This window comes from Bradyrhizobium daqingense (assembly GCF_021044685.1).
Lineage (GTDB): Bacteria > Pseudomonadota > Alphaproteobacteria > Rhizobiales > Xanthobacteraceae > Bradyrhizobium > Bradyrhizobium daqingense.
Genome location: NZ_CP088014.1, coordinates 3,782,307 through 3,796,745, shown reverse-complemented (window position 1 = coordinate 3,796,745; position 14,439 = coordinate 3,782,307). Strand labels below are relative to the sequence as shown.

The 14,439-nt window shown below is 64.6% G+C and carries 12 protein-coding genes and 1 pseudogene; 5 read left to right on the top strand and 8 right to left on the bottom strand.

Annotated features, from left to right (window positions below):
* The first annotated feature begins 301 nt into the window (after positions 1-301).
* The 3 genes and pseudogenes from ispH (at position 302) to LPJ38_RS38130 (ending at position 3,037) form a co-directional block, all read left to right on the top strand.
* Positions 302-1,228, top strand: coding sequence for a 4-hydroxy-3-methylbut-2-enyl diphosphate reductase (ispH, locus tag LPJ38_RS18035; protein WP_145627723.1), 927 nt, complete (start codon positions 302-304; stop codon positions 1,226-1,228).
* 36 nt (positions 1,229-1,264) lie between these two features.
* Positions 1,265-2,425, top strand: a complete 1,161-nt coding sequence (gene hpnH, locus LPJ38_RS18030; protein WP_008553273.1) for an adenosyl-hopene transferase HpnH — start codon at positions 1,265-1,267, stop codon at positions 2,423-2,425.
* Positions 2,426-2,785: 360 nt separating this feature from the next.
* Positions 2,786-3,037, top strand: a pseudogene (locus tag LPJ38_RS38130) (antitoxin).
* A gap of 122 nt (positions 3,038-3,159) precedes the next feature.
* Here LPJ38_RS38130 and LPJ38_RS18025 read toward each other — a convergent pair.
* The 6 genes from LPJ38_RS18025 to LPJ38_RS18000 form a co-directional block, all read right to left on the bottom strand.
* Entirely contained in the window at positions 3,160-3,912 is a 753-nt protein-coding gene (locus LPJ38_RS18025; protein ID WP_167520194.1) for a phosphorylase, read from the bottom strand.
* A complete protein-coding gene (shc, locus tag LPJ38_RS18020; protein WP_145627729.1) occupies positions 3,909-5,891 on the bottom strand; it encodes a squalene--hopene cyclase in 1,983 nt (660 codons plus the stop codon). The genes LPJ38_RS18025 and shc overlap by 4 nt, the downstream gene beginning before the upstream one ends.
* A 50-nt stretch (positions 5,892-5,941) precedes the next feature.
* Positions 5,942-7,198: a hydroxysqualene dehydroxylase HpnE gene (gene hpnE / locus LPJ38_RS18015; RefSeq protein WP_145627733.1), complete on the bottom strand. Its 1,257-nt coding sequence runs from the start codon at positions 7,196-7,198 to the stop codon at positions 5,942-5,944.
* Entirely contained in the window at positions 7,198-8,037 is an 840-nt protein-coding gene (hpnD, locus tag LPJ38_RS18010) for a presqualene diphosphate synthase HpnD (protein ID WP_145627737.1), read from the bottom strand. The genes hpnE and hpnD overlap by 1 nt, the downstream gene beginning before the upstream one ends.
* The gene (hpnC, locus tag LPJ38_RS18005; RefSeq protein WP_145627741.1) at positions 8,027-8,911 is read right to left on the bottom strand and encodes a squalene synthase HpnC; all 885 of its coding nucleotides are present in this window, start codon (positions 8,909-8,911) and stop codon (positions 8,027-8,029) included. The genes hpnD and hpnC overlap by 11 nt, the downstream gene beginning before the upstream one ends.
* A gap of 191 nt (positions 8,912-9,102) precedes the next feature.
* Positions 9,103-9,336 (bottom strand): hypothetical protein, encoded by a 234-nt coding sequence (locus LPJ38_RS18000; protein ID WP_008553259.1) that lies wholly within the window; start codon positions 9,334-9,336, stop codon positions 9,103-9,105.
* 458 nt (positions 9,337-9,794) lie between these two features.
* Between LPJ38_RS18000 and LPJ38_RS17995 the strand changes: the two genes are divergently transcribed.
* Both LPJ38_RS17995 and LPJ38_RS17990 read left to right on the top strand, forming a co-directional pair.
* Positions 9,795-10,292 (top strand): hypothetical protein, encoded by a 498-nt coding sequence (locus LPJ38_RS17995; protein WP_145627745.1) that lies wholly within the window; start codon positions 9,795-9,797, stop codon positions 10,290-10,292.
* A 75-nt stretch (positions 10,293-10,367) separates the two neighbouring features.
* Positions 10,368-11,201 carry a hypothetical protein gene (locus tag LPJ38_RS17990; protein WP_145627749.1) on the top strand — a complete coding sequence of 278 codons (834 nt, stop codon included), beginning with the start codon at positions 10,368-10,370 and terminating at the stop codon, positions 11,199-11,201.
* 13 nt (positions 11,202-11,214) lie between these two features.
* On the opposite strand, the gene LPJ38_RS17985 is transcribed toward LPJ38_RS17990, so the two are convergent.
* Positions 11,215-11,910 carry a class I SAM-dependent methyltransferase gene (locus tag LPJ38_RS17985; protein WP_158644725.1) on the bottom strand — a complete coding sequence of 232 codons (696 nt, stop codon included), beginning with the start codon at positions 11,908-11,910 and terminating at the stop codon, positions 11,215-11,217.
* Between the two features lie 162 nt (positions 11,911-12,072).
* Positions 12,073-14,439: an efflux RND transporter permease subunit gene (locus LPJ38_RS17980; protein ID WP_145627754.1), complete on the bottom strand. Its 2,367-nt coding sequence runs from the start codon at positions 14,437-14,439 to the stop codon at positions 12,073-12,075.

The following is a 14,439-nucleotide window of genomic DNA, read 5'->3' as shown; positions in this document are numbered from 1 at the left end:
GGGGAGTTGAGGCGGGAAAGTGACGAAGGGGTGAGCATAAGTGTCGCTCATCCGGCCCTATGCAGATAATACCATAATACCGCAAGATTGATCCCGTAGGGAACCAAGGGTTCATTGCCCTTCCCTTGCTGCCGATTTTTTGACACAAAGTATTGCGCCTGCATGCGCCGGAGCCCCGACGGGGTGGGTGGCTACCGTGTGCGCGAGACCAATGGTGCGGATATTGCACTTCACTGGTCAGTGTCGGGGTGCTGCCGGGAACTTTGAAGCGGATTGGTGCAACTTGCGTGATGGGCGTCCAATGGAAGTTTATCTGGCGCAACCGCGCGGCTTCTGCGCGGGCGTGGTGCGTGCGATCGAGATCGTGGAACGGGCCCTGGAGAAATACGGCCCGCCCGTCTACGTGCGCCATGAGATCGTGCACAACAAATACGTGGTCGAGAGCCTGAAGAACAAGGGTGCGATCTTCGTGGAGGAGCTGTCCGAGGTTCCGCCGAAGTCGGTGACCGTTTTCAGCGCCCATGGTGTCGCCCGCAGCGTCGAGGAAGAGGCTGCCGCGCGCGACCTTCCGGTGCTCAACGCCACTTGCCCCCTGGTCACGAAAGTTCACAATCAGGGGAAGCGATACATCACCAAGGGGCGCACCCTGATCCTGATCGGCCATGCCGGCCACCCCGAGGTCGAGGGTACGATGGGCCAGGTTCCGGGGCCCGTGCTGCTTGTTCAAAGCGTTGAAGAGGTTAAGGCCCTGACGCTGCCGACGGATACGCCAGTGGCCTACATCACCCAGACCACCCTCTCGGTCGACGACACCAGGGACATCATCGCGGCCCTCCAGGCCCGCTTTACAGATATTCAAGGCCCGGATATCCGGGATATCTGCTATGCGACACAGAACCGCCAATCTGCGGTAAGGGACTTGAGCAAGCTGGTCGACGTGATCTTGGTGGTGGGCGCTGCCAACAGCTCGAACTCGAACCGGCTCCGCGAAATCGGCACTGAGGCCGGCGTCGCGAGTTATTTGATTGCCGACGGCAGCGAGCTCAATCCGGAGTGGTTGAAAGATGCCAGGACCGTCGGCGTCACGGCCGGCGCTTCGGCGCCTGAGGTACTCGTGGATGACGTGATCGAAGCGATGCGGCGAATCGGACCGGTCAAGGTCCAGGTACTGCCGGGCCGCGAGGAAAACATCGAATTCCGGCTTCCGGCCCAACTGGCTGCGAGCTGACCCACCCGAATTGAAAAGCCCAGAAAGAAACGTGTAATGGCCATCCCCTTCTTCAAGGAAATGCGTATCGGCGGCTATTTGCTCAAGCAGAAACTGCTTGGCCGCAAGCGCTATCCGCTCGTGCTGATGCTGGAGCCGCTGTTTCGCTGCAACCTCGCCTGCGTCGGCTGCGGCAAGATCGATTACCCGGATGCGATCCTCAACCGCCGCATGACGGCGCAGGAATGCTGGGACGCGGCCGACGAGTGCGGCGCGCCGATGGTCGCCATCCCCGGCGGCGAGCCGCTGATCCACAAGGAGATCGGCGAGATCGTGCGCGGCCTCGTCGAACGCAAGAAGTTTGTCTCGCTCTGCACCAACGCGCTGCTGCTCGAGAAGAAGCTCGATCTGTTCGAGCCCTCGCCGTATCTGTTCTTCTCCGTGCATCTCGACGGCCTGAAGGACCATCACGACAAGGCCGTGTCGCAGAAGGGCGTGTTCGACCGCGCCGTGTCCGCGATCAAGGCGGCCAAGGCGCGCGGCTTCACCGTCAACGTCAACGCCACCATCTTCGACGGCCATCCGGCCGAGGAGATCGCGAAATTCCTCGACCTCACCGTCGAGCTCGGCGTCGGCGTCTCGATGTCGCCGGGCTATGCCTATGAGCGTGCGCCAGACCAGGAGCACTTCCTCAACCGCACCAAGACCAAGAAGCTGTTCCGCGACGTCTTCGCCATGGGCAAGGGCAAGAAGTGGAATTTCATGCATTCCGGCCTGTTCCTGGACTTCCTCGCCGGCAACCAGGAATACGAGTGCACGCCGTGGGGCATGCCCGCGCGCAACATCTTCGGCTGGCAGAAGCCCTGCTATCTGCTCGGTGAAGGCTACGCCAAGACCTTCAAGGAGCTGATGGACACCACCGATTGGGACACCTACGGCACCGGCAAGTACGAGAAGTGCGCCGACTGTATGGCCCATTGCGGCTACGAGCCGACGGCCGCGACGGCTGCGCTCAACAACCCGCTGAAGGCGATGTGGGTGTCGCTGCGCGGCATCAAGACCTCTGGCCCGATGGCGCCGGAGATCGACATGTCCAAGCAGCGCCCCGCGCAGTACATCTTCTCCGAGCAGGTCCAGAAGAAGCTGTCTGAGATCCGCAAGGACGAAGCCGCCGCCGCGCAGGCGAAGGCCGCGCAGAAGGCTTCGACCGCGGCGTAAAGCGCGCACGCTCAAGTCTCACGACGAAGGCTCGGCCGCGATCGCGACCGGGCCTTTTCTTTTGTGCTGGTCTTGTGGAGCATGAAGGCACGCTGTCCCCAGCATTGCGAGCCAACGGGTCCGCGAGAGGCGCGGCCCGATGACAGCTCCGCTAAGCAATCCAGACTGTCCCCGCGGAAAGACTTTGGATTGCTTCGCAGCGCTCGCAATGACGGCGTATGTGGCACCGGCTTGGATTCCATCAGCGTTCTTCATGCAGACACAACTTCGCATTCTCGCGACGCATTCGCCCGAGTCTTGCTCGTGTCATCGCCCTCCAAAGACCAGAGGGCGCAGGAAAGGCCGGGCGCGCGGGCCGCCATGCCTCACATCGCTAGGTGTTGAAATCCGGCAATTCCCAGGCTGTCAGACTGCCGAAGGATTTCCGTTATCGGTCAATGAAGTGGAGGTTTCCCGCGAGGGCGACGCCGTGATCCTGCGCCCGAGACGAACCACCACCGCCCCTTGGCGTCGCTTCGCGCGGCCGTCTTACGCGGCTTCAGCCCGGACTTCATGGCCGAAGGCCGGGAGCAGCCTGAAGAGCAGACGCGCCCTGATCTGGGCTTTCGATGACAAAACAGCTCGTAGGATAGGTTGAGCTCTTCGCGAAACCCATCACCCCATCCTAGGCCCAACGAAAAGCCCGATCGCTTTCGCGACCGGGCTTTTTCTTTAATCTCAGCTCGACGCGCCCTTCAGGCTGCCTTCGACACCACCAGCGGCTCGCTCTCGATGAGCTCCGTCCCGATCAGATAATCACGGCAGCCGCGAAGTGAGCGCAGCGCGCGGTTGAAGTCGAGGCCGGTCGAGACCAGCGCATGCAGCGTCGCGGGGTTGCGCACGATGCCGCGCAACACGGCGGAAAGGTCGATCTGGCCGTTCGGCTTGATGGCGGCGCGGGCGAGCGCCGGCAGCGCGCGATGGGCGGGGTCGCTGATGACGCGGACCGCGGCGAAGGGCAGCCCGGCTTCGGCGGCATAGGCAGCCGCGATGTGGCTCTCCATATCGACGGCCGCAGCGCCAGTCTCGGAATGCAGCGCCGCCTTGCAGGCGCGTTTCGTGACCACTTCCTCGGCACCGGCGAGGCTGCCGCGCACCACGCGGCGGCGCCCCGAGGTCAGGCGGTCGATGAGGTCGTCGCCGAGCGACAGCCCGGCGGCCCAGCGGGTGTCGCCCGACAGCACCTCGGTCGCCAGCACAACGTCGCCGGAGCGCAAGCTCGGGTCCAGCCCGCCGGCCACGCCGAACGAGATCACACCGCGAATCGTCTCAGGATCCACCACGGTCAGCAGGGCCCGCAACTGGGTCGGGCTGCTCGACGAACAGATGACCGCCATGCCAGGCCCGGCCGCGATACGGGCCTCCTGAACCAGTCCGGTCACGATCAGTATCGGCCGCGGATCGATGGCATTACCCGCGGTAATATAGTCCCCCGTCCCCAAAGTCACATTCCGACCCCTACCACCCTGCTGTTGGTGTTCCGCAAGTTCCGATACCGCGCCAGTGCCCACAGCGGAAAGAACTTTGGGTAACCATGATACCGTAGATAGAACACGCGGGGGAAGCCTGTGGCGGTGTACCGCTGCTCGTCCCACAGTCCTTTTTTGTTTTGTGTTGCAATCAGGTACTCCACCCCGCGGGCGACGGCCGGGTGATCAACCTCGCCTGCCGCCATCAGGGCAAGCAAGGCCCATGCCGTTTGCGAGGCGGTCGAGGGGGCGGCCTCCCAGCCCTTATAGTCCAGGCGGTAGCTGACGGCGTCCTCGCCCCAGCCGCCGTCCTCGTTCTGGATCGACGTCAGCCAGTTCGCGGCCTTGCGAATCATGGGGTCCTTGTGATCGACGCCAGCCATGTTGAGGGCACACAGCACCGACCAGGTTCCATAGATGAAGTTCATGCCCCAGCGCCCGTACCAGGAGCCCTCGGGGTGCTGGGTCTTCCTGAGATAGGCAACGCCATCGGCCACGTGCTTGCTGGTCTTCACGGTCTCGCCGAGCTGGGCCAGCATCGAGACGCAGCGCGCGGTGACGTCCTCGGTCGGCGGATCGAGCAGCGCACCGTGGTCCGAGAACGGGATGTTGTTCAGGTAATATTCGAGGTTGTTGACGTCGAAGGCGGCCCAGCCGCCGTCGTCGCTCTGCATGCCCTCGATCCACTCCCGGCCGCGGGCGATCGCGGCGTCGTAGCCGGCAACCCCGTGCTCCCGGCGTATGCGATCCATCGACATCACCACGACGGCGGTGTCGTCGAGATCGGGATAATGGGCGTTGTTGTACTGGAAGGCCCAGCCGCCCGGGCGCACGTCGGGCCGCTTCGCCGCCCAGTCACCCTTGACCTCGAGCTCCTGCTTCGGGATCAGCCAGTCGAGGCCCTGCTTGGCCGCCGGCACCGCCTTGTCGCCGCCGGCTTCGAGCAGCGCATGAGCCGTCAGCGTCGTGTCCCACACCGGCGAGACGCAGGGCTGGCAATAGGCCTCCTCGCCGTTGATGACGAGCAGCTTGTCGATGCCGCGGCGCGTGACGGCCCGCGGCGGATAATTCTCGTCCTTGCCGAGCGCGTCATACATCATGACGATGTTGGCCATTGGCGGATAGATCGCGCCCATGCCGTCCTCGCCGTTGAGGCGCTCTTCGGTGAAGGCGAGCGCCGTGTCGATGGCGCGCTTGCGCAGGCTCTTCGGAAACATCGGCTCGATGACGCGCAGGATGGCATCGAGCGAGCGAAACAGCACGAACCAGGCTATGCTCTGGTGCGGCGCCTTCGCGGTCATGCCGATCGAGCGCGGATCCTGCAGGAACAGCTCGTCGATGCCGACGCCCTTCGGATTGCGCGCGCCCGGCTTGAGCGCCGCGAGCACCATCAGCGGCACCATGGTGGTGCGCGCCCAATAGGAAATCTTGTTGAGGTGGAACGGCGACCAGAACGGCAGCAGCACGATCTCGACCGGCAGCACCGGCACCGCGCGCCAGGTCAGGACGCCGAACATCGCCAGCGTGAAGCGGGTGAAGACGTTGCTGTGGATCGCGCCGCCGCGCGAACGGATCGCCTCGCGCGCACGCACCATGTGCGGACTGTCGATGGAATCGCCGATCATCTTCAGCGCGAAGTACGCCTTCACGCTGGCGCTCATGTCGAACTCGCCGTCATGCACCAGCGGCCAGCCGCCATGGGCGCCCTGGATGCGGCGCAGATAATTGCCGATCCTGGCCTCGAGTAAGGCGTCGACCGGCTCGGCGAGATGGTGGCGCAACAGAATGTATTCTGCGGGAATCGTGGCGTCGGCCTCGAGCTCGAACACCCAATGGCCGTCGGGTTGCTGGAAGCCGAGGACGCCTTCGGCCGCCGATGCAATGCTCGATTCCAGTGCCTTCGAATCCAATAGCTTCGAATCCAAGGCTTCGCGGCTGGTCGCGTTCACGGAATCCATGGCGCTCGATTTGCTCCGATAGTCGATTGAAATTGCCGGACGTCTGCCCGTCAGGGCCGCTTTGCGGCCAAAACCAGATCGGCGGCACGATCGCCCGACCGGACCGATCCCTCGATGGTTGCTGGCAATCCCGTAGCAGTCCAATCGCCGGCAAGAAACAGGTTTTTCAGCGCAGTGACCGGCCCCGGACGCAGGGCATTCTGCGCCGGCGTCGCCGCAAATGTGGCACGGCGTTCGCGCACGATCTGCCACGGGGGCAGCTCACCCGAAACGCCGCCGGCCCTGCAGACATCGTTCCAGATCGCCTGCGCGAGTTCCTCGCGCGGCATGTCGACCAGACGGTCGCCATTGCTGATGGTGACGGACAGCCGGTTCGAGAACGCGAACAGCCACTCCACCACGCCGCCGATCACACCGAGGATCGGCGCCGAACCCGGCGGCGGCGTGATGCGAAAATGCGCATTCACGATGGCGCGGAATTCGGTCGGCGTCTTCAGGCCCGGCAGCAGGCTGGCTGCGGCGCGTGGCGGCACCGCGAGCACGACGACATCGCCCTCACCCAGCGCGACCACGTCCTCGCCGCCGAAATTCAACGCATTGGCCTTGCCGTCGCCGGTCGCAAACGAGCGCAGCTCATGGCCGAGCTGAACGATGTGGCCCCTCTCCTGCAAGAACTTCACCGCGGGCTCGATCAGCACGGCACTGAGGCCGTCGCGCGCGATCAGGGGACGGCAGGCCTGCCCGCCCGCGAGCAGCGTCTCGCGCACGATCGCGCCGGCGAGCCCGGCCGAGCCCTCGGGCGGATCGACGTTGAGCGCGGCGAGCAGCAGCGGCTGCACCAGGCGCTGGTAGAGCACGCCCTCGGTCGGAATCGACTTGCCGACCGGCGTCTCCTCCGACGCCCAGATCAGCGGCGCCAGCTTCAGATAGTCGGTGAGACCCGTATCAGGGACGCGGCGGCTCTCGTCGAGTACCCAGGTCGGCAGCCGGCCAGCGCCGAGATCGATCTGCCAGCGCTGTCCGGTCTTGATGTCGACGAAGGGAAACTGCGCGCTCTCGGGGCCGACCAGGCCTGCCTCGGTGCCGATCGCGCGCGCATAGGCGCGGGCATGGCCGTTGCCCGACAGCAGCAGATGATTGCCGTTGTCGATGGTGAGGTTGGTGGCTCCGTCGAAATAGGACCGGCAGCGGCCGCCGGCCTGGTGCGTCGCCTCGTGCACGGCGACCTTGAAGCCTGCATTGGCGAGCCGCACGGCGGCAGAGAGGCCGGAAATTCCAGCACCGATGATGTGAGCTGTGTTTTGCATCAGATGAAAGCGTAACGGAGCAGGATCAGCATACGTGTGACCTTCGACACACGCACCGGCTCGCGCGGCGCGTTGAAGCCGCGCGCGATCAGGAGGTCCAGAATGGAATGATAGTATTTCGACATGATCCGCGGCGCGCGCACCGCGCGGCGCTTGTTGCGGTTCATGATCTCGTCCGACTTCTCGAAATGCGATTTTGCGCGCTGCGTCAGCGGCAGGCAGACCTTCGGCAGCGCGCGCTCGGCGATCACGCGATCGGGATCGTTGGAGGTGATGCCGGCGTGCAGCAGCGCCTCGCGCGGCAGATAGAGCCGGCCGAGCCCCGCGTCCTCGTCGATGTCGCGCAGGATATTGGTGAGCTGGAGCGCGCGGCCGAGATGATGAGCGAGCAGGATGCCATCCTCCTCCGGCATGCCGAACACGCGCACCGACAGGCGCCCCACGGCGCTGGCGACGCGATCGCAATAGAGATCGAGCGTCGCCATGTCGGGCGCACGGATGTCCTGCGGCACGTCCATCTCCATGCCGTCGACGATGGCGAGGAAATCCTCCCGCTTGAGGCCGAAGGTCTTCACCGAGCCGACATAGTCCTTCAGCCGCGGCGGCGGATTGCCCTGGTAGAGGGCGTCGATGTCGTTGCGCCATTGCTGAAGCGCGGCGAGCCGCTCCTCGCGCGGGCCGTCGGAATCGGCGATGTCGTCGACCTGGCGGCAGAAGCTGTAGATCTGGAACATCGCTTCGCGCTGGTCATGCGGCAGGATGCGCATCGCGGCGTAGAACGAGCTACCGGATGCGGTCGAGCCATAATTGGCGCCGGGCGAGGTCGCCTCAAGCGTCATGTGCAGTCCCCGGTCTGGAAATGGCCTTGCGTCCGATCGCGCGGCGGCCGACTTCGCCGATCATGCCGGCGAGGCTGAAGGTGAGAAGCTCAAGCTTGTTCAGGTGCACGCGCTCGCGCAGGGGATCCCGCACCTTGAGCAGGCGCACGATGCGGTCGGCATAGGCCTGGATCACCGAGATGTCGACGCCGAGGCGAAAATCCCTCACCTGCGCGCTGAGCGACTTGCTCTCGTTCAGGAGCGCCTCGTTGCGCACGGCGAGGGCCTGGAGGCAGGCCAGCATCGTCGGCGGCGACTGCGCCAGCCCGAGCTCTTCGACCGAGGCGCCGTGTGCTGCCAGCGCATCGCGCGGCAGATAGACGCGGTTGAGCTCGCGGAAATCCTTCCCGCAATCCTGCAGATGGTTGTTGATCTGGAGCGCCGCGCAAAGCGCATCCGATGCCGCCCAGGTCGAGGTGCTCTCGCCGTGGACGTCGAGCATGAAGCGGCCGACCGGCATCGCCGAATAGCGGCAATAATGGATGACCTCGTCCCAATTCTCGTAGCGGAGCTTGGTCACGTCCATGCGAAACGCGATGAGCACGTCGAGCGCATGGCGCGGCGCCATGCCGCGTTCGGCCAGCGCACGACGCAAGCTGACGGCCTCGGCCTGGGTGTCGCCGTTGCCGAGCAGTTCCGCCTCGAGCAGATCGAGATAGCTGAGCTTCTGGTCGGCCGGCAGCGTCGCATGGTCGGCAATGTCGTCGGCGGTGCGGACGAAATTGTAATAGGCCAGGATCAGGGCCCGATGACGCGGATGAATGATCCAGGACGCGACGGGAAAATTCTCGTCGCGGTCACCCTTGCCGGATCGCAATTCGCTCGCAGAGGTCATCGAGGGCTGGTTTACAATCGTTTGGACAGGAAGGGCTTTTTCGCTCGCGCGGGCTCATGCCGGCGATGCCGCCGCGGCCCCCATATAGGGGAATACGGCCGCAAAACCAATCCTGTCTGTCGATGGCTGCCCCTCGCGGATTGCGCCCTGAAGGCGGCCCCGGGGCCGCCTCCATGGGCCAGCGGCCGAGCTTACTGGTTGTGGTTCTTCAGGACCTGGTCGCAGGCCTGGGAGATCTTGGCCCGGTTCTCCTTGAGGCAGGCCAGGATGGTGAAATCGCCCTGGTCAATGACCGGACGGCAGAACTTCTGCACATCGCGGGTGCAGGCCTTCTGCTCGGCGTCCGTGCCGCGCCCCTGCTGGGCGAACGCTGCGGTCGAAAGGGAGGCCGACAGCAGGGTGAGAGCGACGAGAAGCTTACGCATTGTATTCCTTCATTCTGACGGCAGAATCGCACCGATCCCGGGCTGCACAGGGCGGATGGCCGGAACGGATTGTTCTGATGGCAAGTCGCCGCGAGTAGCGGCCTTCAGAGAAGGCACAAGCACTGGCAAATGCGGCCAAATTGGCGCCGCGCCCGCCGAATCAGGTCTTCCCTGCGCCATCCTTGGCAGATGTAAGAGCTTGATACTACGTCATAATTCATGAGCCCCGCATTTTGCCGCATGGCTGTTGCAGTGCTGCATCTCTCAAGGCTTGCCCTTCCGCCCGAAACACACCGAAACACGACTAATCGCCGCGTCCTGACATGGCGCGAGGCGCCATGAACCGCCGTCTCTGGCCGCAGGCTTTGAACCTGACACAGGCTCGGAGCACTAAACTTTCGATGTGGCGAGACGTTCTCAATCGTGGGCGAACGTCGTTCCAAAACGGGATATTTGAGATGACATTCTTTGGGCGATCTGGACTGGCAATCAAGGCGGCTGGCATCGGCGCGGCGCTGCTCTTTTCGGTTTCGGCAGGCCACGCTCAGTCGTCCGGGCCGTTCGCCGGTTTCGACGGCGCCTGGACGGGCACCGGCACGGTGTCGCTGTCCGACGGCTCCACCGAGCGCATCCGCTGCAAGGCGGACTACAAGGTCGCCGGCAGCGGGCTCTCGCTCAAGCAGGCGCTGAATTGCGCCTCCGACAGCTACAAGTTCAATCTCACCAGCGACGTGACCAGCCAGGGCGAACGCATCTCCGGCAATTGGAGCGAAACCAACCGCAACATCTTCGGCAATTTGCAGGGCACCGCCGGCGGCGGCCAGATCGACGTGTTCGTCGAGGCCAACGGCTTTGCCGCCAACCTGTCGCTGCGCACCAACGGCACCAAGCAAACGGTGCAGATCTCCTCCAAGGGCGAGATCCGCGGCGTCAACATCACGATGACGAAGGGCTGAGGCCCTTCACGCTTCGAAACGAATTCAGCCTCCGGGTCTCGCGAGCCGGAGGCTTTTTGCTGACAGTATTGCGACATGAACCTGCTTCGCCGAAACCTGCTCAAAGCCGCCGGGCTCTTCGCGGCCAGCCGCGCCTTCGCCAATGATCAGTACGGAACGACCATGCAGCCTACACCCGTGAAGCCGCGCCACGTGCTCTGCTTCCTCGGCAAGGACGAAAGCCTGCTGCATCCGCCGAAGGCGCTTGCCAGGACGATCGCGGATTTCAATTTCGAGATCGATCGCACCTATTCGCAAGCCAAGCCCGACCCGCACATGGAGCGCTCGTTCGGTGTGTGCTGGGACCGCGTCTTTCCGAGAGCATGGTCCGAAGCGGACGAAATGGCCGTGCTCAACCACAAGGCCGTGCTCTACGTGCTGAGCCCGCCGATGGAGCAGCAGAAGACCGTTGCACATTCAGCCGCCGCCTTGCGCATCGTCGAGGAGATGATCGAGGCCGGCGCCACCGCCGTGAAGGGCGAAAGCGCGGGCGTGGCCCACGGTCTCGCACGATGGATGCAATTGGCCAGGGAATGCACGGCCGCCGCCAAGACGAACCAGGGCCTCACGGTGACGACGGCCATGGGCCGGATCTGCCGCCTTGCCTTCGCCAAGCGTCCGCTCGGCGGCGATACCTACAATGAAAGCGTCGGCTTCCACCTCGTCGGACTGCCGGACATCTACGTCGCAAAATCGCGCGGCAGCGACCGCGACGCGGTGAAGCTGATGGACGAGATCGCCGACGCAATGGCCGAGCGCGGCATCGAGGCGACGCCGCGCGACCGCAAGCTCGCGCTGTCACAGGAGCAGGACTACGCCGAGGGCGACTTCAAGTTCAATCCCTACGGGATCGTCCGCATCGGCGCGTGAGGGCGCCGGCAAGTCAGTCCTTCCGCGCAACACACTCGCAGCGGCATCTGAAATACACCGCATCTGGATCGGCTCCCCAGGCATCCCATCCGGCAAGTGCCGCCTGAATTTCACCGTCCGTCGCGAGCCCTTTGCTCACAAGTTGCGGCCCGAGGCCAAGCAGGCTTCGCCGGGCATCAGCAACGGCCTCACTGCGGCTTGTCGCGTCGGCGCTGTGGTTGACATAACCGGCACTGGACCAGATCGGCGTGAAGCCGCGGGCGCGAAGAAGTGAGCTCTGGCGGCGGCCGAAGAGAAGCGCCTCCGGATCGTCATGCTCGTACCACCGCTGCCAGAGATCGAGCGCGAGTCGCACCCCATCAAGTTCGGGATGGAGAATATTGCCGCCGACATCGGCATCGCGCGTCCCGATAACCCCGCCCGGCTTCAGCACCCGTCGTGCTTCCGCCAGCGTTCTGGTCAGCGCCGCGCCATCCTGGTGGTAGAGCACCGCGTGAAAGAACACCGCGTCGAAGGTCTCGTCCCCGAACGGAAGCGCAGTCATGTCGGCTTCGACGAATGCCAGATTGGTTAAGCCCGAAGTCGACGCAAGCCGGTCGGCCGCCACGATCGCGTGGGGCTCGATGTCGACCCCGACCGCCGTTCCGACGATCCCTGCTAGGGCAGCCGTGATTGTCCCCGGCCCGCAACCGGCGTCGAGCAGGATCATGTCTGAAGCCAGGAATGGGACAAAAAAGGCGGCTGAATCACCGCCTCGCTTCCGCTGAAACTCCACGATGGAGCTATCGTGCCGCATTTGGCTGCATCCTCGGCCGGGACTTCGGCGCAGTCATCAGACTGCGCCGATTCCATGTCCCACGGATGAAGCCGCTCAGATCGCCGGCTTGTCGGGGCCCTGCAGCTTGGCGTGCAGATTGATCAGCCACATCGCCGTCGGCCGCAGGATGAAGAGGTCGGCGACGAGGGCCATCACCATCGAGAAGGCGCTGAGCCAGCCGAACAGCCGCAGCGACGGCAGGTCGGAGAACACGGTGACGACGAGGCCGCAGGCCAGCACCACCGTGGTCAGGATCAGCGCGGGGCCGACCAGCACGGTCGCGCGCTCCACCGCCAGCGCCGAGCCGACGCCAGGCTTGTTCTCCAGCCGTAGGCGGTTGAGGAAGTGGATGGTGGCGCTGAGGCCGAGGCCGAACGAGACGGTGAGCGCGACGACGCTGGCGAATTGCAGCCCCTCACCCATCGCCCACAGCACCGTGCCCGACATCACCACGGGGAAGATGCCCGGCAGGATACAGGCGAGCGTCACCACCCAGGAGCGGAAGGCAAGGCCGATGAAGATCGCGACCAGCGCGAATTCGATCGTGAGGCCATGGTTCAGCTTCTCGATCATGCTGGCCGAGTTGCGCGCGGCGATGGCGGCAAGGCCGGTGACCGCGATCTCGTAGCCGGGATGCTTCTTGCGGACGGCGTCGAGCTCGCTGTCGAGCTTGTCGACGATCGGCAGCAGCTGGCTGGAATCCTTGTCAGGCACGCGGCCGGCGACCACGACCGCGTCCTGCTCGGCGTCGATGAAGCGCCGCACCAGATGCTCGGGGATGACGTTGACATATTCCTTGAGCGTGGCGACGTCGGCGCTGCCGGCCTTTTCCGCGAGCCAACGGCGCAGGGTCTCGAGCGACCAGACATTGCCGACGCCGGCCGCCTTCTCCACGGTCGCGTGCACGTCGGCGATGGTCTGGAGCGTCTCCGGCGAGTAGAGCGATTCGCCCTTTGGAAAGGCGATCAGAACGTTGACCGGATTGGCGCCGGTCAGCTTGGCATCGAGCCGGTCGCTGGCGGCGACCGCCTGGCGCTTGTCCGGCACCTGGTCGGCGAGCCGGTACCGCGGCTCCAGATTGGCGTAAATGACGCCGAGGCCGCCGACGAACAGCACCGCGATGAGGCTGAACAGGCCGGGCCTGCCGACCATGCGCACCGCGATCCAGTAGCAGAAATTGCGCAGCGCCTGGACGCCGGCATCGGCGCCCTGGAACTTGACCGCGAACACCTTCTCGTTGCGCACCAGCAGCACGCCGAACACCGGCACCAGCGACAGCACCGCGACCAGCGCGATGATGGTGGCGGCAAGCCCCGCTTCGCCGAACTTGCGGATCAGGTCGGAGTCGGAGAACTGGAGGGCGATGAAGGAAATGCCGGCGGTGCCGTGCGTCAGCACGCAGGCCGGGCCCACCACCAGCACCGCGTTCTTGAAAGCGGTGAACTTGTCCTGCCCCGCGATCAGCCGGTCGCGCGCGGCGAAGGTGAGCTGCATCGAGTCCGAGAAGCTGATGACCATGATGAGCGGCGTCATCACGTTCAGGAACATGTTGAGATTGAAATTGGCCCAGCCGAGCGCGCCGAGTGCCAGGAGGATCGCGATCATCGGCGGGAACGCCGCCGCGACCATGAACGAGATCTTGCGGAAGAAGATGATGGCGATGATGCAGCCGGCGAGGATGCCGAGGATGTTGTAGGTGAGCCCGTCGCGCTCGACCGCGTTGCGGATCTCGAGCTGCATCACCGGCACGCCGGAGAGCTGGACGTTGAGCCCGGTGTCGCTCAGGTCCTCCTTCATCAGCGCCCGGATGTCGCCGACGGTCTTGGTCAGCTTGTTGGAGCCGACCACCTCCGGATCGAGCGACAGCACGATCAGCGCCAGCGTGCCGTCCTCCGACAGCAGCTTGCCGCGGATGATCTCGTTGTTCTTGACGGTCTCGATGAACTTGTCATAGGCCGCGCCCTCGGGCAGCTCGGCCGGGAACAGCGCCGCCGGCAGCTTGCCCGGCGCCGGCGCCTGGCGCGCCGAGAACAGCGAGACCAGTCCGCGCGTGCCTTCGACCAGCTGCAAGTCGGTGACGAAGTCGCGCAGCTTCTCGAGGTTGTTCCGCGCCAGCAGGGTCTTGCCCTCGACCACGACGAGGACGTCGAACTCCTCCGCCGGGAACTTCTTGGTCACCTCTTCGTACTGGCGGAATTCGCGGGTGTCCGAGCGGAACAGCTGCGACAGCGAATCGTCGATCTTGATCCGGTAGATACCGAACACGGCACCGACGATCAGCGCGACCAGGACAATGCAGGAGATGATCGGCGCCCGGACGGCGATCAGCCCCAGTCGCTCCAGCCCGAAGGCGATCGAGGACGTAGGTCCCTGCTCGACCTTGTCGACATGAACCTCATTCTCGCTGTGCTTTTCGAGCAT